16 protein-coding genes and 3 tRNA genes are annotated in these 20,789 nt (G+C 44.4%); 17 read left to right on the forward strand and 2 right to left on the reverse strand.

All coding sequences use genetic code 11. From position 1 onward, the window contains the following. Position 1 precedes the first annotated feature (1 nt). Both OV592_RS06765 and rpoS read left to right on the forward strand, forming a co-directional pair. Entirely contained in the window at positions 2-805 is an 804-nt protein-coding gene (locus OV592_RS06765; RefSeq protein ID WP_152781628.1) for a peptidoglycan DD-metalloendopeptidase family protein, read from the forward strand. Positions 806-860: 55 nt separating this feature from the next. Next, positions 861-1,811, forward strand: coding sequence for an RNA polymerase sigma factor RpoS (rpoS, locus tag OV592_RS06770; protein WP_016402833.1), 951 nt, complete (start codon positions 861-863; stop codon positions 1,809-1,811). Positions 1,812-1,880: 69 nt separating this feature from the next. Here rpoS and mutS read toward each other — a convergent pair whose 3' ends face one another. Continuing rightward, positions 1,881-4,445 (reverse strand): DNA mismatch repair protein MutS, encoded by a 2,565-nt coding sequence (mutS, locus tag OV592_RS06775; RefSeq protein WP_406610872.1) that lies wholly within the window; start codon positions 4,443-4,445, stop codon positions 1,881-1,883. 170 nt (positions 4,446-4,615) lie between these two features. Here mutS and recA point away from each other — a divergent pair, with 170 nt between their 5' ends. The 11 genes from recA to OV592_RS06830 all read left to right on the forward strand — a co-directional run bounded on the left by recA (position 4,616) and on the right by OV592_RS06830 (position 14,549). Beyond that, complete coding sequence (gene recA, locus OV592_RS06780; protein WP_016402831.1) at positions 4,616-5,659, forward strand: recombinase RecA; 1,044 nt, start codon at positions 4,616-4,618, stop codon at positions 5,657-5,659. A gap of 34 nt (positions 5,660-5,693) precedes the next feature. Next, positions 5,694-6,143, forward strand: coding sequence for a regulatory protein RecX (locus tag OV592_RS06785; protein ID WP_406610873.1), 450 nt, complete (start codon positions 5,694-5,696; stop codon positions 6,141-6,143). A 142-nt stretch (positions 6,144-6,285) separates the two neighbouring features. Beyond that, complete coding sequence (alaS, locus tag OV592_RS06790; RefSeq protein ID WP_406610874.1) at positions 6,286-8,910, forward strand: alanine--tRNA ligase; 2,625 nt, start codon at positions 6,286-6,288, stop codon at positions 8,908-8,910. Between the two features lie 38 nt (positions 8,911-8,948). Continuing rightward, positions 8,949-10,163, forward strand: a complete 1,215-nt coding sequence (locus OV592_RS06795) for an aspartate kinase (protein ID WP_016402828.1) — start codon at positions 8,949-8,951, stop codon at positions 10,161-10,163. Between the two features lie 107 nt (positions 10,164-10,270). Further along, positions 10,271-10,450 carry a carbon storage regulator CsrA gene (gene csrA, locus OV592_RS06800; protein WP_016402827.1) on the forward strand — a complete coding sequence of 60 codons (180 nt, stop codon included), beginning with the start codon at positions 10,271-10,273 and terminating at the stop codon, positions 10,448-10,450. 243 nt (positions 10,451-10,693) lie between these two features. Beyond that, positions 10,694-10,786, forward strand: a tRNA-Ser gene (locus OV592_RS06805). A gap of 11 nt (positions 10,787-10,797) precedes the next feature. Continuing rightward, positions 10,798-10,874 (forward strand) — tRNA-Arg (locus OV592_RS06810). A gap of 59 nt (positions 10,875-10,933) precedes the next feature. Further along, positions 10,934-11,010: transfer RNA gene (locus tag OV592_RS06815), tRNA-Arg, on the forward strand. Positions 11,011-11,361: 351 nt separating this feature from the next. Continuing rightward, positions 11,362-11,604 (forward strand): OadG family protein, encoded by a 243-nt coding sequence (locus OV592_RS06820; RefSeq protein ID WP_040307700.1) that lies wholly within the window; start codon positions 11,362-11,364, stop codon positions 11,602-11,604. 20 nt (positions 11,605-11,624) lie between these two features. Then, positions 11,625-13,406 carry a sodium-extruding oxaloacetate decarboxylase subunit alpha gene (oadA, locus tag OV592_RS06825; protein WP_406610875.1) on the forward strand — a complete coding sequence of 594 codons (1,782 nt, stop codon included), beginning with the start codon at positions 11,625-11,627 and terminating at the stop codon, positions 13,404-13,406. 12 nt (positions 13,407-13,418) lie between these two features. Continuing rightward, a complete protein-coding gene (locus OV592_RS06830) occupies positions 13,419-14,549 on the forward strand; it encodes a sodium ion-translocating decarboxylase subunit beta (protein ID WP_016403962.1) in 1,131 nt (376 codons plus the stop codon). 52 nt (positions 14,550-14,601) lie between these two features. On the opposite strand, the gene OV592_RS06835 is transcribed toward OV592_RS06830, so the two are convergent. Beyond that, positions 14,602-14,769, reverse strand: coding sequence for a hypothetical protein (locus tag OV592_RS06835; protein WP_016403963.1), 168 nt, complete (start codon positions 14,767-14,769; stop codon positions 14,602-14,604). Between the two features lie 412 nt (positions 14,770-15,181). Between OV592_RS06835 and OV592_RS06840 the strand changes: the two genes are divergently transcribed. From OV592_RS06840 to gshA, 4 genes are all read left to right on the forward strand, one after another. Next, a complete protein-coding gene (locus tag OV592_RS06840; protein ID WP_406610876.1) occupies positions 15,182-15,787 on the forward strand; it encodes a beta-phosphoglucomutase family hydrolase in 606 nt (201 codons plus the stop codon). Between the two features lie 9 nt (positions 15,788-15,796). After that, positions 15,797-16,228, forward strand: coding sequence for a YqaA family protein (locus OV592_RS06845; RefSeq protein ID WP_338625092.1), 432 nt, complete (start codon positions 15,797-15,799; stop codon positions 16,226-16,228). Positions 16,229-16,252: 24 nt separating this feature from the next. Next, complete coding sequence (locus tag OV592_RS06850) at positions 16,253-19,099, forward strand: M16 family metallopeptidase (RefSeq protein ID WP_406610877.1); 2,847 nt, start codon at positions 16,253-16,255, stop codon at positions 19,097-19,099. Between the two features lie 86 nt (positions 19,100-19,185). Continuing rightward, positions 19,186-20,763 (forward strand): glutamate--cysteine ligase, encoded by a 1,578-nt coding sequence (gshA, locus tag OV592_RS06855; protein WP_406610878.1) that lies wholly within the window; start codon positions 19,186-19,188, stop codon positions 20,761-20,763. The last annotated feature ends 26 nt before the right edge of the window (positions 20,764-20,789 follow it).

The raw sequence follows: 20,789 nt of genomic DNA on the forward strand, positions 1-20,789 counted from the left end.
TATGAATTACTGGCGTTATTTGGGCTTAGTGTTTCTCGTTTGCTTGCTACAAGGGTGTAGTCGAGAAGGCGGCCCCGCGCCAGTTACTAATGCTGGAACTTATAACGAAGAGACTCGAGGTGTCCTAAATAGCTCCAGTTATAAAGTAAAAAAGGGCGAAACACTGTACTCGATTGCTTGGCGGGCTGGGATCGACCCCGAACAATTAGCAAAAAGAAATAATATTCCGCCTCCCTACACAATATATGTTGGTCAAACTATAAATCTGAAAGCTAGCAGTGTTAAAACCAGTAAAGCTAAAACCAATAAGCATAAAACTGTGAAGCCGCAAGTTAAAGATGTTAATAAATCGTCAAAAGAACTTGAATCAACGTCAACAAAGGCATACGCTAAAAACTCGCCGAAAGTTACCGTGAAGGCTCAAACCGGTCCCGTCAAAGGCTGGGTTTGGCCAACAAAAGGCAAGATTATCAAGGGTTTCTCTAACAAAGAGAATGGTAATAAAGGCCTAGATATTCGCGGTAAGCAAGGCCAAAAAATCGTAGCTTCAGCACCGGGTCGAGTGGTGTATGCAGGTAGTGCATTACGGGGTTACGGAAAACTAATAATAATAAAACACAATGATGATTATTTAAGTGCTTACGCTCATAACAGTCGTTTACGTGTCAAAGAAAAACAGCAAGTAGTAGTAGGGCAACATATCGCCGATATGGGCGATACAGGAACAACAGATACGCGATTACATTTTGAGATCCGTTTCAAAGGAAAGTCAGTAGATCCAGCTAAGTATCTACCGGCACTCTAGCCTAGATTGCATATAACAATAACAGCAATCAGGTCTTGTTCAGGGAGGTTATGCTATGACCCAAGTAAAAACTGCTGTAAAACTTAAAAGCGTTTCAACAGAAAATTCAAAGAATCAAACTGTTGATAAAAAATCTGATAAAGATGACATCATGCAAGCCGATGTTTCCAAGAGTTTAGATGCTACTCAGCTCTATCTTGGCGAAATTGGTTTCTCTCCATTACTTACCGCCGAAGAAGAAGTCCTATATGCCCGCCGCGCCCTTAGAGGTGACGAAGCCGCGCGTAAAAGAATGATTGAAAGTAATCTTCGCTTGGTAGTAAAAATTGCTCGCCGCTATAATAATCGTGGTTTAGCACTGCTAGATTTAATCGAGGAAGGGAACCTTGGTTTGATTCGAGCAGTGGAAAAATTTGACCCCGAGCGTGGTTTCCGGTTTTCTACCTATGCTACATGGTGGATTCGCCAAACCATTGAACGAGCAATCATGAATCAAACTCGAACTATTCGATTACCGATTCATGTGGTGAAAGAACTAAATGTATATTTACGTACAGCACGTGAATTAGCCCACCGTTTGGACCATGAACCAACCGCCGAGGAGATTGCTGAAACGCTAGATCGTCCGGTTGAAGATGTCACTAAGATGTTACGTCTAAACGAACGCATCAGCTCAGTTGATACACCTATCGGTGGGGATAATGACAAAGCCTTGCTTGATATCATTTCAGATGAGAATGACCACGGACCGGAACACCGCACCCAAGACGACGATATGAAAAATAGTATCGTTGGTTGGTTAGGCGAGCTAAATAGCAAACAACGCGAAGTATTAGCACGTCGCTTTGGTTTACTAGGTTATGAAGCATCTACGCTGGAAGATGTGGGCCGTGAGATAGGCTTAACACGCGAGCGTGTTAGACAAATTCAGGTTGAAGCGCTACGTCGCTTACGTGATATACTTTCTCTACAGAATTTATCTATAGATTCGCTGTTTAAAGTGTAGTTAAAGAAATATTAGATAATAAAAAGGAAGCTTAGGCTTCCTTTTTTAGTTGCTGACTGAACAGGTAATTTAATGACTTTGCTGTTTTAGTTTATACAATAAATCTAAAGCTGCTTTAGGAGTTAGTTCGTTGGGGTCGAGCTGTTTAAGCTGCTCAACAACCGGGTGAGGTTCTGGTTCGCCTAAGTCCATGTTTAACTGAGCAGCTAAGTCTCCATTTAATGCATTTGAGCCAACAGGCTCAATCGCCTCAAGTTGTTTGAGCTTTCGTTTCGCTTGGTTGATGACTGCTTTTGGAATGCCGGCAAGAGCAGCAACTTGCAAGCCATAGCTTTTACTCGCCGCGCCATCTTGTACTTGATGCATGAATGCGATGGTGTCTTGATGTTCAACCGCGTCTAAATGCACATTAGCTACCCCTTCCAACAATTCTGGAAGCTGCGTTAACTCAAAATAGTGAGTAGCAAAAAGAGTTTGCGATTTAATTTTAGCTAATGCCTGCGCGACAGCCCAAGCCAATGACATACCATCATAAGTGCTTGTTCCTCGGCCAATTTCGTCCATCAGTACTAGGCTATTGGCAGTGGCGTTATGCAATATATTTGCAGTTTCAGTCATCTCAACCATAAAGGTAGAACGACCACTTGCCAGATCATCGGACGCACCAATACGAGTGAAAATCTTATCTATTGGTCCAAGCTCTGCGCTATCAGCCGGAACATAACTTCCCATGTAAGCCATCAAACAGATAAGTGCTGTTTGGCGCATATAAGTCGATTTACCACCCATGTTAGGGCCTGTAACTATTAATAGCTGGCGCTGTTTGTTTAGCTGAACTGGGTTGGCAATAAATGGTGTTTCATTTACATGCTCTACAACCGGGTGACGGCCGCCTTGGATACTAATACCTGAGTTTTTCACAAAGCTTGGGCGAGAATAGTTTAGGCTTTCCGCTCTTTCTGCCAAACAAGCTAGAACATCTAGTTGAGCAATGGCTTGAGCACTTTGTTGCATTTTGCTTAGCTCTGGCATTAACAGGTCGAGTAGTTGCTCGTATAACTGTTTTTCAAGGGCTAGCGCTTTACCTTGACTAGAAAGCACTTTTTCTTCGTGCTCTTTAAGCTCAGGGATGATGTAGCGCTCCATATTCTTTAAAGTTTGACGGCGAATATAGTGCTCAGGAACTTGTTCTGCATGGGCTCTGCTAACTTCGATATAAAAACCATGCACTTTGTTATAGCCAATTTTTAGATTAGCGATGCCTGTTTGCTCGCGCTCACGCTGCTCTATATCACTTAAGAACTGAGTAGCCCCGTCACTTAAGTTACGCCACTCATCCAGTTCTTGATTGTAGTCTGGCGCAATAACCCCACCATCTCGAATGAGTACTGGAGGATTATCAATAATTGCATTTTGTAGCAGTGTGAGGGTATCTGGGAACTCACCGATGTTTTTAGCTAAAGGGGCTAAAGCCTGGCAGTTAAGTAAATAACTTTGCAGCTCGGGCAGTTGGTCAAAAGCATTGCGTAAGCGAGCAAGATCCCGAGGACGAGCAGAGCGCAATGCTAAACGCGCTAAAATACGCTCAATGTCACCTATGGATTTAAGAATGCTTTGAAGTTGTGGATAGAGGTCAGCACTTAAGATCTCGGCAATACAATCTTGGCGAGCGACAACTTCTTGCTGATTGCTCAACGGTTGATGGATCCAGCGGTTGAGCAAACGGCTACCCATGGCGGTGGCGCTGCGATCTAAAATGGCGCTGAGAGTATTGTCATAAGTGCCGGCCAAGTTTCGAGTAAGCTCTAAGTTCTTTCGACTAGCTGCATCTAACTGAATAAACTGGCTTTGGCTTTCGATAATAATTGCGTTGATATGTGGCAATGCAGTGCGCTGGGTATCTTGCACGTATTGCAACAAGCAGCCCGCTGCCGACAGGGCGAGGGGATATTCACTCACGCCAAAACCATCTAGGTGACGAGTACCAAATTGTTGGTTCAGTACTTTTTCTGCAGTGGCTAAATCAAATTCCCACTCACCGCGTCGGCGCAAACCCTTGTAGCTTTGCAAACTTGGGTAAAATTCAAAATCGTCGGGGTAGAGCAACTCGGCTGGGCTTAGTCTCTGTAGTTCGGCTTGTAGCTGATCCTCGCCATTAAACTGATTGATAACGAAGCGACCACTGGCAATATCCAGATAAGCAAGACCAATTTGTTCCTGTTGATTTACTACGCTAACCAATAAGTTGTCTTGCTTTTCCTCTAGTAGCGCTTCATCACTTACTGTACCAGGGGTGATGATTCTAACTACTTTTCGTTCGACCGGCCCCTTACTGGTAGCTGGGTCGCCAATCTGTTCACAAATTGCGACTGACTCGCCTAGTTGTACAAGTCGTGAAAGATAGTTCTCGGCCGCGTGATAGGGAATGCCTGCCATGGGAATCGGCGTACCGGCAGATTGTCCACGTTTGGTTAGAGAAATATCCATTAGTTCAGATGCGCGTTTTGCATCCTCATAAAACAACTCATAGAAATCGCCCATCCGATAGAACAGAAGAATATCAGGGTGTTGCGCCTTTAGATTAAGGTACTGGCGCATCATTGGCGTATGTTTTTCTAGGTTTGTTTCAGTCATCAGCGTAATCGAATTATTGGCTATTTAGTTGAACGAAGCTGCAAGGATAAAAGCTGCCAGCTAATTAGGCAAAACTCTTTTAGGAATTTTATGGAATAAACTTGATACTGTATGAATACCCAGTATACTACTGTTCAACAAGATAGTTAAAAGCACCTAACGAGGGCGATATGGATCAGAACAAACAAAAGGCATTAGCTGCGGCCCTAGGCCAAATTGAGAAGCAATTTGGTAAAGGCTCAATCATGAAGCTCGGTGATAACCGTACCATGGATATTGAAACCATTTCTACCGGTTCTTTATCAATTGATATTGCTTTGGGTGCGGGTGGCTTGCCAATGGGCCGAGTGATTGAAATCTATGGTCCTGAAAGTTCTGGTAAAACCACACTGACTTTAGAAGCCATCGCGCAAGCCCAAAAAGTGGGTAAGGTATGTGCCTTTGTTGACGCGGAGCATGCTTTAGACCCTATCTATGCAAAAAAACTAGGTGTAGACGTAGACAACTTATTGGTATCTCAACCTGATACTGGTGAGCAAGCTCTAGAAATTACCGATATGTTAGCCCGCTCAGGCGCTGTAGACATGATTGTTATTGACTCGGTGGCAGCCTTAACACCAAAAGCAGAAATTGAAGGTGACATGGGCGATAGCCACGTTGGCCTGCAAGCACGTTTGATGTCTCAAGCATTACGTAAGCTAACTGGTACCCTTAAGCAAACTAACTGTATGTGTATCTTCATTAACCAAATTCGTATGAAGATTGGTGTAATGTTTGGTAACCCTGAAACTACTACTGGTGGTAACGCACTTAAATTCTACGCCTCGGTTCGCTTAGACATTCGCCGCATTGGCGCAGTAAAAGCTGGTGATGAAGTTGTTGGTAACGAAACTCGCGTTAAAGTGGTTAAAAACAAAATTGCACCACCGTTTAAGCAGGCTGAATTCCAGATTATGTATGGTGAAGGCTTTAACCGCTACGGTGAGCTGGTTGACCTAGGTGTTAAAGAGAAGCTGGTTGATAAAGCCGGTGCTTGGTTCTCTTACAAAGGTAATAAAATTGGTCAAGGTAAAGCAAACGCTTCTACCTACTTAAAAGAGCATCCAGAAGTTGCTCAAGAAATTGAGATGACGATTCGTAACAACCTGTTAAATAAGGTTGAGCTCGAAGAGCAAGAGCCTGCCGCTGAAGCTCCAGTAGATCAAGAAGCATAAGCGAGATAAAGGAGCCTAAGGGCTCCTTTTTGTTATGACTAATCGTAGTGCCTTACATACCACCATCGATTTGCTATCAAGACGCTCTTATAGCCAACAGCAGCTGTTGCAAAAACTGCGGCAAAAAGGCTACCAAGATGACGAAGTTAGTGATGCTCTAGAGTACGCGCAACAAAATGCTTGGTTAGATGATAGAAGTTATGCTGCATCGTTAACCCGCGCTAGGGTTAGCAGAGGCTACGGCAAAAACTATATTAAGCAGTATTTGCAAACCAAGGGTATTAGCGGTGATTTAGCGATTGAAGTTTTGGAACAGGATGACTGGGATTGGTACCAAGCCATCGAACTTTGTTTTAACAAGAGATTTAAGCAAGGTTTACCCAGCGACCGAATGCAAAAGCAAAAATGTACAGCCTACTTGTTTCGACGAGGCTTCGATTTCGAACTAATCAATATCTTGTATAGCGAACTACAACAGCAATAAGCCTCGAACACTTTGCCTGCAAAGGTCTGCGTGATATATTGTCGCGATTAATAACGGTTTCACCTTTTTTAGCGCTTATCGACGGGAAACTTTAGGTTTCACCGCTATGTCGAGTTGCTACAAACCCCCAGGAAAGAGTTTCATGAAGATGACTTCAGCTGAAGTAAGAAATGCATTTTTAAGCTTCTTTAACAGCAAAAATCACCAAGTAGTTGCCAGTAGTTCATTAGTCCCTCACGACGATCCTACCTTACTATTTACCAATGCGGGTATGAATCAGTTCAAAGACGTATTTCTTGGCATTGATAAGCGTAATTACAGCCGAGCCACTAGCTCACAACGTTGTGTGCGAGCAGGCGGTAAGCACAATGATTTAGAAAACGTAGGCTATACGGCGCGTCACCATACTTTCTTTGAAATGCTAGGCAACTTCAGCTTTGGTGATTACTTCAAAGAAGAAGCCATTGGCTATGCATGGGAGTTCTTAACTGAAGTTGTTAAGTTACCTAAAGAGAAGCTTTTAGTCACCGTTTACCAAACCGATGATGAAGCCTTTGATTTGTGGGCTAACAAAATTGGTGTGCCTAAAGATCGCATCATTCGTATCGGCGATAAGTCTCCAGAGAAAAAGTTTGAGTCAGATAACTTTTGGCAAATGGGTGACACTGGGCCTTGTGGTCCTTGTACCGAAATCTTTTATGACCACGGTGAACATATCTGGGGCGGTCCTCCGGGAAGTCCTGAAGAAGACGGCGACCGTTTCATTGAGATTTGGAACGTAGTATTCATGCAGTTCAACCGTCAAGCCGACGGAACAATGGATCCCTTACCAAACCCATCGGTTGATACCGGTATGGGCTTAGAGCGAATCGCTGCCATCTTGCAAGGCGTACACTCTAACTATGAAATTGATATTTTCCAGAACCTGATTGCAGCAGCTGCGAAAATTATTGGCACCAATGATTTGGAAAACAAATCATTGCGAGTAATTGCCGACCATATTCGTTCATGTGGTTTCTTAATCGCTGATGGCGTTATGCCTGCTAATGAAGGTCGCGGTTACGTACTTCGCCGTATTATTCGTCGGGCGGTTCGACATGGTAATAAGCTGGGTGCTACTGATGCATTCTTTTATAAATTATTACCAGCACTAATCGCTGAAATGGGTGAAGCCTACCCTGAGTTGCAAACTCAATTACCAGTTATTGAGCGTGTTCTTAAGCTAGAAGAAGAACAGTTTGCCAAAACCCTTGACCGTGGTTTGCTAATTTTGGACGAAGCTCTTAGCGAATTGGAAGGTTCGGTTATTCCAGGTGACTTGGTGTTTAAGCTTTATGACACTTATGGCTTTCCCGCAGATTTAACCGCTGATATCGCCCGTGAGCGAGAGTTAAGTGTAGATGAGGCCGAGTTTGAAGCGGCCATGCAAGCTCAACGTGAGCGAGCGAAGCAAGCCAGTAATTTTGGTACCGACTATAACGACAATCTAATTATTGACAGCGCAACTGAGTTCCTTGGTTACCAACACTTAGAAGCAGACGTTAAGATTGTTGAAATGTATAAAGATGGCGAGCCTCAATCGTCTCTCACCGGCGGTGACCAAGCTATTATCGTGTTAGATAAAACACCGTTTTACGCCGAGTCAGGTGGACAAGCTGGCGATGCTGGCGAGTTAATGTATGAAGGCGGAAGTTTTGTTGTGCAAGACACTTTAAAAGTGGGCAAGGCTTTTGTACATAAAGGTTACCTACAAGGTGGTGACTTAAATGTTCAGCAGCAGGTGCAAGCTAAAGTTGATTCTCGTCGTCGCTGGAATACTGCGTTAAACCACTCGGTAACACACCTATTGCACGCTGCATTGCGCCAAACCTTAGGTGAGCACGTTACCCAGAAAGGTTCTTTGGTAGAAGCGGCGCGTTTACGTTTCGATTTTTCACACTTTGAAGGTGTGTCTATGCGCTCGTTACGCCAAGTTGAGCACCTAGTAAACCAACAAATTCGTCGCAACCTGCCAGTTGAAACCAAGGTAATGAACCTTGATGAAGCTAAGCAGGCTGGTGCGATGGCCTTGTTTGGTGAGAAATATGATGACGACGTGCGTGTTGTTAGCATGGGAGATTTCTCAACTGAGCTATGTGGGGGAACTCACGTAAACCACACTGGTGATATAGGTTTCTTTAAAATCACCAGTGAAGCAGGTATTGCTGCTGGGGTTCGTCGTATTGAAGCGGTAACCGGTCAATTTGCTATCGACTTGATTCACCGCCTAGCCGAAGAAACAGAAAAAGCTGCTAATTTAGTTAAAGGCGACCAATTTAATATTGGTGAGAAAGTGATTCAGTTAGTTGATCGCAACAAAATGCTCGAGAAAGAAGTGACTCAGCTAAAAGCTAAGTTAGCTAGTGCCGCCAGTAATGATGCTGCAGATCAAATACAAACCATTAATGGTGTGAAAGTATTGATTGCTTTAATCGATGGCGCAGAAGGTAAAGCACTGCGTAGTAGCGTTGATGAGCTCAAAGTTAAGCTTGAAAGCGGCGTAATTTTACTAGGCACTGTAAACGACGGAAAAGTTAGCTTGGTTGCTGGTGTAACTAAAGATCTTACTGGTCGCGTGAAAGCGGGTGAGATGGTGAATATCGCTGCACAATGTGTTGGTGGTAAGGGTGGCGGCCGTCCAGATATGGCACAAGCTGGCGGTTCAAATCCTGATGGTTTACCTAAAGCATTAGCTGAAGTGAAAGAGTGGCTTGTTGAGAAGCTTTAAATAGTTATGCATTAAGTGTTAGAGAAAAAGGAAAGCAAGTGGCACTAATTGTTCAAAAATATGGCGGCACTTCGGTGGGTACTTTAGAGCGTATCCAAGCCGTCGCTGATCGCGTTATTCGCTGTAAAGAAGCGGGCGATGACATCGTGGTTGTCCTTTCAGCAATGTCTGGTGAAACCAACCGTTTATTAGGCTTGGCTCAAGAGATTGATGAAAACGCCAGTGAGCGTGAAAAAGACGTATTGGTATCTACCGGCGAGCAAGTCACTATTGCCTTGCTGAGTATCGCACTGCAGAAGAAAGGTTGTGATGCGATTTCTATGACTGGCGACCAGATCCGCATGCATACAGATAATGCGCATGGTAAAGCGCGTATTACTGATATTGACGATCACAATATTCACGCACACTTGAAAGACAATAAAGTAGTGGTGATTGCTGGCTTCCAAGGTAGGAGCCCAGACAACTACATTACTACTTTGGGTCGTGGTGGTTCAGACACTACCGCAGTGGCTATTGCCGCGGCGCTTAAAGCCGATGAGTGTCAGATATACACCGATGTAGATGGTGTTTACACCACTGACCCACGGGTAGAGCCTAAAGCCCGCCGTTTAGAGAGCATTACTTTTGAAGAAATGCTGGAAATGGCCAGTTTAGGCGCAAAAGTTTTACAGATCCGCGCTGTTGAGTTTGCCGGCAAATATAATGTGCCGTTGCGTGTTCTATCGAGTTTTACTGAAGGTAATGGCACCTTAATTAGTTATGAGGGAAATAAAATGGAGTCACCCGTAATATCAGGCATCGCATTTAATCGTGATGAAGCAAGTTTAACTATTTTGGGTGTACCAGATAAACCTTCCGTTGCCGCATCAATTTTGGCACCCATTGGTGATGCTAATATTGATGTTGATATGATCATTCAGAACTCGATGGGCGATAATACGGCAGATTTTACCTTTACGGTTCACCGTAATGATTACAAGCGAGCAAAAGAGTTACTAGAAGAAACCTCTAGCAAGCTAGGCGCTCGCGAAGTTCAAGGTAAAGATTCCTTGGCAAAAATTTCTATCGTTGGGGTGGGTATGATGAACCACCCTGGTGTTGCTAAAACCATGTTTGAAACCTTAGGAGACGAGGGCATTAATATGCAACTTATCTCGACTTCTGAAATCAAAGTGTCGGTTGTAGTAGACGAAAAGTATTTAGAGTTGGCTGTACGTGCTTTGCATAGTGCATATAACCTAGAGCAATAATAATGACTCTTTGGCTTAAACAAGCTAGTCTATACGCTTAATAGCAGAAAAATAACAGCTTAGATAAGTCGCTAAAGAACAAGAATATGAATTTAAGGAGATAATGAATGCTAATTTTGACGCGCCGTGTAGGCGAAACGTTAATGATTGGGGATGAAGTAACCGTAACTGTATTAGGTGTTAAAGGTAACCAAGTACGTATCGGCGTAAACGCACCAAAAGAAGTATCTGTGCACCGTGAAGAAATCTACATGCGCATTCAAGCAGAGAAAAGTGCCGGCGCCTAAGCAAGCCTTACATTGCCAAGATTTATCTTTAGGAAGCCTCTGGCTTCCTTTTGTTTTTTTAGGCTTTTGATGTTGATGAGCTGCGGCCACAATTTCACCTCTCAATAGCCAGAACGTTTGCTTTGTAGTCAGTTGCTAAACAAATACATAGCCAACTGTTCGAAAGCTGAACGAACAAAAGAAAAGTGACAAAAAAGGTTTGACTATATTTTTGGAAGCAGTAATATCTGCATCCGAAATCGCGGTGAGGTGGCCGAGTGGCCGAAGGCGCTCCCCTGCTAAGGGAGTATAGGGTTTGTAGCCCTATCGAGGGTTCGAATCCCTCCCTCACCGCCATCGATTTCAACGCGCGTGTAGCTCAGCTGGATAGAGTACCTGGCTACGAACCAGGCGGTCGGAGGTTCGAATCCTTCCACGCGCGCCATTTTCTGTTTTTATTTGATGCATTGCCCATTCTCTTCTAGGCTTTGTTTCATAACCCACGCGCGTGTAGCTCAGCTGGATAGAGTACCTGGCTACGAACCAGGCGGTCGGAGGTTCGAATCCTTCCACGCGCGCCATTTTCTCTCTTTCTATTTATTCTCTTTCACGCCCTAGATCACTATTCACCTCTTATTCATCTTAAAATTGCATCTCTTGTGATCGGCATTACTACTTTTGAGGTAGCTAAGCTGCTAGATTAGTTAATGAATTATGCTGTCGTACAGCTGTAAATCAGTTGTTAACCAAATGTTATCGTTTGGCGGTTTAAGCTGTGTAATGAGCGATGTGGCGTATAATTGCGAATTTTGTCATTGGCAAAATAAAGTTAACAATACCAAGGTTTTGAATAATTATTCAAAAATCAAGTTTGATTTTTGTTGTTTAGCATGTAATTCTTACGCCAATCTCAAAGGATGTGGATTAATAATATGATGGATTTGACTGAGCTGTTAGTGGAAGCAGCAACGTTAATGGGGGTCGGGATGATCGCCGTATTCGCTTTTTTATCGCTACTTATTGTTGCGGTAAATGGCTTAGCTAAGCTCGCGCCACCGCTAGCTGAAGTAGCGGAACCAACGCAAACCTCGTCTCCAACTCCCCAACCTGCCAATAACGCCACTGTAGTAGCCGCTATATCAGCTGCTGTTCAACAGTACCGGAAGGCCCAATAACTAAAAGAGGATTTAACGCAATGTCTAAACCACTTGCATTAACCGATGTTGTATTGCGCGACGCGCATCAATCATTATTAGCAACCCGTCTTCGCATTGAAGATATGTTGCCTATTGCTGAGCAACTCGACCAAATTGGTTATTGGTCTTTAGAAACATGGGGCGGCGCTACCTTTGACGCTTGTATTCGTTACCTTGGTGAGGATCCATGGGAGCGTTTGCGTGAGCTGAAAAAAGCCATGCCTAATACTAAACAGCAAATGCTTTTGCGTGGCCAAAATCTGCTAGGCTACCGTCACTACGCCGATGACGTAGTTGAACGCTTTGTTGAGCGAGCGGTTAAAAACGGTATGGACGTATTCCGTATCTTCGATGCGATGAACGATCCACGAAACTTCCAAACGGCGGTAAAAGCTGCCCTAGATTGCGGCGCGCACGCTCAAGGTACTATTTCTTATACTACTAGCCCAATTCACACCACGGATAACTGGGTAGACTTAGCTAAACGTTTAGAAGACATTGGTTGTCACTCAATTGCAATTAAGGATATGTCAGGCTTATTAAAGCCCTATGAAGCTGAAACCTTGATTAAGCGTCTTAAAGCTGAAACAGATGTGGAAATTGCGCTGCACTGTCATGCAACTACCGGTTTAAGCTTACCAACCCACATAAAGGCCATTGAAGCAGGCGTAGACATTATTGATACCGCCATCTCTTCAATGAGCTGTACTTATGGTCACAGCCCAACAGAGACCATTGTAGCAATGCTAGAAGGCACCGAGCGCGATACTGGCTTAGACCTAACTAAACTGGAATCTATTGCCGCTTACTTCCGTGAAGTACGTAAAAAGTACGCTAAGTTCGAAGGCAGCCTTAAAGGTGTTGATTCACGCATTCTTATCGCGCAAGTACCTGGTGGCATGTTAACCAACATGGAAGGTCAGCTTAAAGAGCAAGGCGCTGCAGATAAACTTGATGAAGTATTGTTAGAGATACCTAAAGTACGTAAAGACTTAGGTTACATTCCACTAGTAACACCTACTTCGCAAATTGTAGGCAGCCAGGCAGTGCTCAACGTTTTAACTGGTGAGCGTTACAAAACGATTACTAAAGAGACCGCAGGTATCTTAAGTGGTCAATATGGTAAAGCGCCTGGCGAGCTGAATGCAGAGTTACAAGCGCGTGTTCTTGATGGCGCCGAAGCCATTACCTGTCGTCCTGCTGATTTGCTGCAAGCGGAGATGGAGCGTCTTGAAACAGAAGTTGAGCAACTAGCCAAAGAAAAAGGCTTTGCTCTAGCTGAAGACAAAATTGACGATGCCTTAACCTACGCATTGTTCCCACAAATTGGCCTTAAGTTCCTAGAAAATCGTGGCAATCCTGATGCCTTCGAGCCGGTACCAAGCGCGGATGACGTTAAAGTAGCGGCTCCTGCTAAACCTGGCGCAGTAGAAACTTACTCGGTGCGAGTAGACGGTCAGCTGTACACCGTAGATGTTGGCCCAGAGGGTTCTATTGATGGCGTAACACCAGTAGCAAGCTCAGCGCCAGCTGCGGCCACTCCAGTAGCACCCGCTGCCAGTGGCAAAGGCGAAGCGCTACCAGCTCCTTTAGCGGGTAACATTTTTAAAGTTCTCGCTAAGCCTGGTGCCAATGTGCAAGAGGGCGATGTATTGCTGATTATGGAAGCAATGAAAATGGAAACCGAAATCCGTTCCGCTAAAACCGGGGTTGTTGACGAGGTATTAGTTAGAGAAGGTGATGCGGTTGCAGTGGGTGAAGTCCTGCTTAGCATCGCGTAAGGGAGCGAGAACGTGGAAGGAATTACTAAGCTATGGCTGGAAACCGGCCTAGCTAACTTCGAACCTGCACAATTAGTAATGATGGCAGTAGGTTTACTACTGCTGTATTTGGCAATTGTGCGTAAATTTGAGCCTTTATTATTGTTACCCATTGGTTTTGGTGCGGTGCTGGCCAATATTCCAAATGCCGGGTTTAACGATGAAGGTGGTTTGCTTTACTACGTTTACCATGTAGGAATTGAAACTGGCGTGTTCCCGCTACTTATCTTTATGGGAGTAGGGGCATTAACTGACTTTGGTGCGCTTATCGCAAACCCAAGGATGTTGTTGCTAGGCGCTGCGGCTCAGTTTGGTATTTTTGCAACGCTATTTGGCGCAATTTTATTAAACATGATCCCAGGTTTTGATTTCACGCTGGCTGATGCTTCTGCGATTGCCATTATTGGTGGTGCAGATGGTCCGACGGCTATCTTCCTTGCCTCTAAACTTGCACCCGATTTATTAGGTGCGATTGCGGTAGCTGCTTATTCATACATGGCGCTGGTTCCAATTATTCAGCCGCCGATTATGAAGGCCTTAACCTCTAAAGAAGAACGCGAAATTCAAATGGAGCAATTGCGTCCAGTAAGTGTGCGAGAAAAGATCGTTTTCCCTATCGCAGTACTTGGCTTAACCATTTTGTTCTTGCCAGCAGCAACACCTTTAGTAGGTATGTTCTGTTTAGGTAACCTAATGCGTGAAAGTGGGGTAGTTGACCGTTTAAGCAAAACTGCGCAAAACGAGCTAATCAATGTAGTAACTATTTTCTTAGGTTTAGCGGTAGGTTCTAAGTTATCTGCAGATAAGTTCTTAACCGTAGAAACCTTAGGTATTCTTGGTTTAGGAGCTGTGGCATTTGGTATTGGTACTGCTTCAGGCGTATTAATGGCTAAGCTAATGAGCCGTTTAAGTGGCGGTAAAATTAACCCACTAATTGGTGCTGCAGGTGTATCTGCGGTGCCAATGGCTGCACGTGTAGTAAACAAGGTTGGTTTAGAGTCAAACCCTCATAACTTCTTGTTGATGCATGCAATGGGGCCAAACGTTGCTGGGGTACTAGGTAGTGCTGTAGCTGCGGGTGTATTGCTGTCTTTAGTTGGTTAATACTCAACAGTTAAATAAAAAGCTTGCCTCGGCAAGCTTTTTTTATGTCTAGCTAATGGGTTAGCCAAATCATTAATGAGAAAAAACCGATCAATGCGCTGCTAATTCCAATAATCCAATAGTAGCCTTTTAAACCTTGTTTAAAGCTTAAGCCGTAGTGGAATAGAAACAGTGTCCATAAAATGGTTAATAACAAGGGCAACAAGAAAAATCGCACCATAATTGTACCTACTGGGTCACTTAAGTAATTGAAGAACTTTTAGTTTACCTTCATTACTTACAAATTGAAGTAATACCAATCACACTAAGTAAGTGATCAGAAATAACGCAGGAAAAATACTCGAGAATAAGGCAGGATTTTTTGATAAGTAGTTATTCTACAATCAAAAATCCTAACGTAGTTATCGAGCATTTTAACCAGATAGAATGAACAGCTACTTAGTACGATTGCTATAAGCAAATCATTAACTTCGCTACGCTTCTCACAGATTACTTGTTTTCTCTCAACTAACTTTCATTGCAGGTTTCCTGTGTTACCACGCTTAACAAATTATTCTAGTTAAATCGCCGCTAATTGGTATGATGCAGGCTACATCGGCTGCTGTTCAGTCCGACCGCATACAGAGTAGATTATGAACTTCCAAGATTACCAAAACTATGCCGCTTTCATTTTTGACATGGATGGAACCTTAATTGACTCCATGCAACATCATCAAAACGCGTGGCAGTCTGCTCTCGATCAGTTTTCCATTCCTTTTACCTCTGAGCAAATGCTGGCGATGAGCGGTATGCCAACCTTACAAACAGTTGAAAACTTGCTTGCGGATGCCCATATAGAGGGGATAGATGTTCACCAAGTGGTGGATGCTAAAGAGCAGTGTTATCACCAACTAGTGAATAGTGAAATACTGCCAACACCTTTAATTAAAGTGTATGAGCATTTTTTAGGTGAAAAACTGATGGCTGTGGGGACAGGAGCAAGCCAGCAGCAAGCCGAGATGATACTCAGTAAATTAGGTATAGCTGATAAGTTGCAGGCGATTGTTGGTGCTGATCTCGTAGCCGCCCATAAACCTGCTCCTGACACCTTCTTAAAGTGTGCAGAATTGATGCAGGTAGAACCGCAAGCATGCTTGGTATTTGAAGACGCTGATGCTGGCATAGAGGCTGCAAAAGCCGCCGGGATGGCGGTGGTTGACGTAAGAAACTTGTGGCCAGCGAATTATTTTGTTGATTAGGCGGTTCTATTGTTAGTTGTTTTATTTTTTAGCGCCTTTGTATCGGCTACCTTGTTACCCGGTAGCTCAGAAGTTGTGTTGTTGGGTTTAGCTAGCCAAATTCCTGAACAGTGGCTCAGCTTGTTAGTGGTAGCTACCTTAGGCAATACCCTAGGTGGCTTGGTCACCTTTGCGATGGGCTGGGGCGCTTTTTACTTTGGTAATAGGCATTTTAGTTGGTTACCTAACTTGAACGAACAAGCCAAGGCTAAGCCTTGGTTGGTCAAATATGGAGCCTGGAGTTTACTCATGAGCTGGGCTCCAGTAATTGGCGATGCGCTTTGTTTTATTGCGGGCGCGGCTAAGCTTCCGGTTTGGCAAAGCACTATTGCCATGCTTATTGGCAAAGCGATTCGTTACGCTTTGCTGTTGGCATTAGGCAACGCAGTTGTGAATATTTAATAAATGATTAGAGAGGTCAATATAGTGCTTAGATGGTTAAGTGTGCTTAGCATTCTGTGGTTAGCTGCTTGTACTCAGATAGACCCTAACTCTTCAGTTGAGCTACCCAAAGGGGTGGAGTTAGTCGAAACCTCACAGGCCAATAATAGCGATATCCAGATAGCTTACAAAAAGTATCGCTTAGCTAATGGCCTAACGGTATTGCTCTACCAAGATGATAATGCGCCTTTAGCCCATGTAGATATTACTTATCATGTTGGCTCTAATCGCGAAGAACCGGGTAAATCGGGCTTTGCCCACTTCTTTGAACACATGATGTTCCAGGGCTCCAAGCATGTTGGAGACCAAGAGCACTTTCGCATTATTAACGAAGCGGGCGGAACCATGAATGGTTCTACTACAAAAGATCGCACCAATTACTACCAAACTGTTCCAGCTAATCAGCTTGAAAAAGTACTGTGGTTAGAGGCCGATCGAATGGGTTTTTTGCTCGAAGCGGTAAGCCAGAAAAAATTCGAAATCCAGCGCGATACAGTTAAAAATGAACGTGCACAGCGCGTCGACAATGCTCCCTACGGTTTACTATCAGAGCGGGTAGACGAAGCGCTTTATCCTCGAGAACACCCATACTCATGGCAACCCATCGGTTATATAGAAGATTTAAATCGGGTAGATGTAAATGACTTAAAGGCATTCTTCCTTCGCTGGTACGGGCCAAATAATGCCGTGTTAAGCATAGGTGGTGATATTGATGAGTTGCAAACCTTAGAGTGGATAAACAAGTATTTTGGTGGTATCCCCAGTGGCCCCGAAATTCCCCAAATTACTCCAAGCCCAGCCAAGCTTAGTGAAACTCGCTATATTTCTTTAGAAGATCGTATCCATATCCCTTTGCTCTATATCAGCTATCCCACGGTGTATGCCGGTGCTGAAGACGAAGTCGCCTTAGACATGTTTTCTGAGATTTTAGGTGGGGGCAAAAGCTCACTGCTGCATCAATCATTGGTTGAATCAGGTAAAGCCTTGTCTGCGGGCAGCTCGCATTATTGCCGCGAAATGGCCTGTACATTGTCGATTTATGTGCGTGCTAATCCGCAAGCTGGCTTAACTTTGGCCCAGCTGGAGCAAGATGTTGACCAAGCCATTAACGATTTTGCAGAGCGCGGAGTAAGCGCAGAAGATTTACAACGCGTTCGCTCATCGCTTAAAGCGTCAACTATTTACAGCTTAGAAAGTGTCTCCGATGTGGTCACTCAGCTTGCCTTTGGTGAAACCTTCTTTGAACAGCCTTTATATATCAGTGAAGTACTGCAACAGTTTCAAAATGTAAACGATCAACAGGTTCAAGAGGCTTATCAGCATTACATCATAGGTAAACCTAGGGTGGTGATGAGTGTGGTACCACGAGGGCAAACTCAATTAATTGCTGGCAAAGACAACTTTACACCCGCTCCGCACACTCTGCCCGAGCAGCAGCACATTGATGACAGTGAGCTAGCACTGCGCGAAGTAAAAGATAATTTTGACCGCAGTATAGAGCCGCCTTCTGGCCCAGCTGTGGCCGTTAAGTTACCGGAATTATGGCATGCAGAGTTAACCAATGGCTTGCAGGTATTAGGTACCTCAGAGCAACCAACACCTACGGTTACCTTGCAGTTCAGATTACCCGGCGGCAGTATTTCAGAGCCCAAAGGCAAAGAAGGTTTGGCTAAGCTCACTGCGCAAATGTTAATGCAAAGCACCCAGCAAACCACTGCCGCTGAGATATCAGATCAACTTACAGAGCTGGGGGCGTCAGTTAGCTTTAGTGGCGGGTTATACAGCCAAAATATTAGTCTGTCTTCGTTAACCGAGAACTTGCCTCAGGTGCTGGATATTTTACAGCAGCGCTTATTAACCCCCGCGTTTAATAGTGCCGAGTTCGAGCGTGAAAAAGCACGCCACCTGCAAAGTATTGAGCAGAAATTTAATCAGCCAAATTGGCTAGCCAGTATTGCCAGTCAAAGTTTGTTTTTTGGTGAAGGAAGTCGTCTCGCAACCTCTAGCTGGGGAAGCCGCGATAGCGTTGCTGCGCTCACTTTAGAAGATGTGAAGCAGTTTTGGCAACAGCATTACCAACCAAACGGCAGCCAGCTGGTTGCTGTGAGCAACCTCAAGCAAGCACAGATTGAACAGGCATTGCAGCCTTTACAACAAAAATGGCAAGGCGAGGCGAGCAAGGCTGCTCAATTAACAGCGAAACCTTCTGCAGACAACAACACCATTTACCTGCTCGATAAGCCGGGTGCGGTGCAGTCGGTGATTCGGATTGGCCGTTTAGCGATGCCTTACGATGCTACCGGTGAGTACTTTAAAGCTAACTTGATGAACTTTAATTTTGGCGGCAACTTTAATAGTCGAATTAACATGAACTTACGTGAAGACAAAGGTTATACCTATGGCGTAAGTAGTGGATTTGGCGGTTTTAAAGATAGCGGTAGTTTTGTTATCTCAACCGATGTGCGACAAGATGCCACAGCATCGGCCATTCAAGAGTTGTTGGCCGAGCTAGAAGCTTACTCAAAAAGTGGCCCAAGCGATGAAGAACTCTCATACATGCGCAGCGCAGTCTCTCAGCAAGAGGCCTTAGCCTACGCAACACCATCGCAGAAAGCCTCATTTTTGATGCAAATGTTGGCCTTTGATTTGGGGCCAGAATTTGTAGCCACTCAGAATCAAATTACCGCCAATATAAGCCAAGCTGAATTACAGCAATTGGCGGCAAAGTACTTCTCACCAGAAGAAATGATAGTGGTGGTAGTGGGTGATAAACAGCAGCTACTACCAGAGCTAAAGAAAATAGGTATGCCAGTTCAAGAACTTGCATTGTAACGTAGCAACGCACAGTGGTGGCAAAACATGGGCGATCTCGCTATGCTTTGCCACATTACGCGTTTTAACATGATAGTGAGTTCAACTTGACTCAACAGTTTACTACTCGGCTGACGCAATTGAGCGCAGCAATGGCAGATACCGGTGTGCTCGGCATTAAACGCGGTATTGAACGTGAAGCTTTACGCATTTGCGAACAGGGAAAGTTAGCACCTAATGGCCATCCTAAAGCATTAGGCTCAGCGCTTACTCATCCTCTAATTACCACCGATTACGCAGAAACCTTGTTGGAGTTTATCACTCCGGTTTCAGACAGCGTTGAACAGGTGTTGTCTCGACTCACCGATATTCACCATGAAACACTAAAGCAGCTTGAAGGGCAACGCTTGTGGCCTTTAAGCATGCCTTGTTACATTGGTGACGAGCAAGACATTGTGTTAGCGGATTACGGCCAATCAAACATTGGTAAGATGAAACATGCTTATCGCCAGGGGCTACGTCATCGTTATGGCAGCGCTATGCAGGTGATCTCTGGTGTGCACTATAACTTCTCTTTGCCGCAAAGCTTTTGGCAGCAACTACAAAAAGTTGATGGCGACCAACAGCCGCTTTCTGAGTACATCTCGCAACGTTACATGGCTTTGATTCGTAACTTTTATCGCTATGGTTGGATGGTGGCTTATCTTTATGGAGCCTCACCGGCGCTATGTGGTTCATTCATGAATGCCGGCGAGAGCCAACTCGCTTTTGAGAAAATGGCTAAAGGTACACTTTATTTACCTTACGCCACTTCATTGCGTTTGAGTGACTTGGGTTACACCAGTTCGGCCCAACATGAGCTAGATATTAACTACAACAGCGTTAGTGAGTACGTACAAAGCGTTCGCAAAGCGGTGAGTTCTCATTCTGAAGAGTTTGCCAAGATTGGGGTTAAAGTTGATGGTGAATATCGTCAGCTAAACGCCAACATATTGCAGATAGAAAATGAGTTGTATGCGCCTATTCGGGCTAAGCGTGTTGCTAAGTCTGGTCAAACTCCTTCTCAAGCTCTAGCTGAAGATGGTATTGAATACATCGAAATTAGAGCCCTAGATGTTAACCCTTTTGATGCTGTAGGTGTAACCGAGGCACAGGTGCGAGTGATAGATAGTTTGTTGCTGGCTTGCGTTTTGATGGACTCACCTGAAATGTGCAAGGAGGAGTTGCAAGCGTGTCGTGACAACTTTAATGCTGTAGCTATTGAAGGGCGTAACCCTGAACTGTCACTCACCATTGCCGGTGAAGAACAAAGCTTGCCAGCACATATCGAAAGTTTGCTAGCTAAGATGCAACAGGCCGCACAACTGCTTGATACTCAGCGCGCTGAGCCAGACTTTAGTGTATCGCTAGAGCAGGCTATAGCCGATGTTGCTAATGACAATACATACTCTTCACGTTTTTTGCGTTTGTTAAAATCACAATCGGTAGACAACAGCAGCTTGGGCTTGCAATGGGCTGCACAATATCGCGAAGAGATGCTTGGTCATAAGCCTAATAACTGGCAAGATCAAGACTTTAGCGCGATGGCTGAACAAAGCTTTGCTGAGCAACAAGCAATAGAAGCTAGTGATGACCTCGATTTTGATCACTTTTTAACGAAGTATTTTGAGAATGCCAATAAGTAGGGATGTATCGCTTGTTCAGTGGGCTA

It is taken from the genome of Agarivorans sp. JK6 (assembly GCF_045277145.1).
In the GTDB taxonomy this organism is placed as follows: Bacteria; Pseudomonadota; Gammaproteobacteria; order Enterobacterales; family Celerinatantimonadaceae; genus Agarivorans; species Agarivorans albus.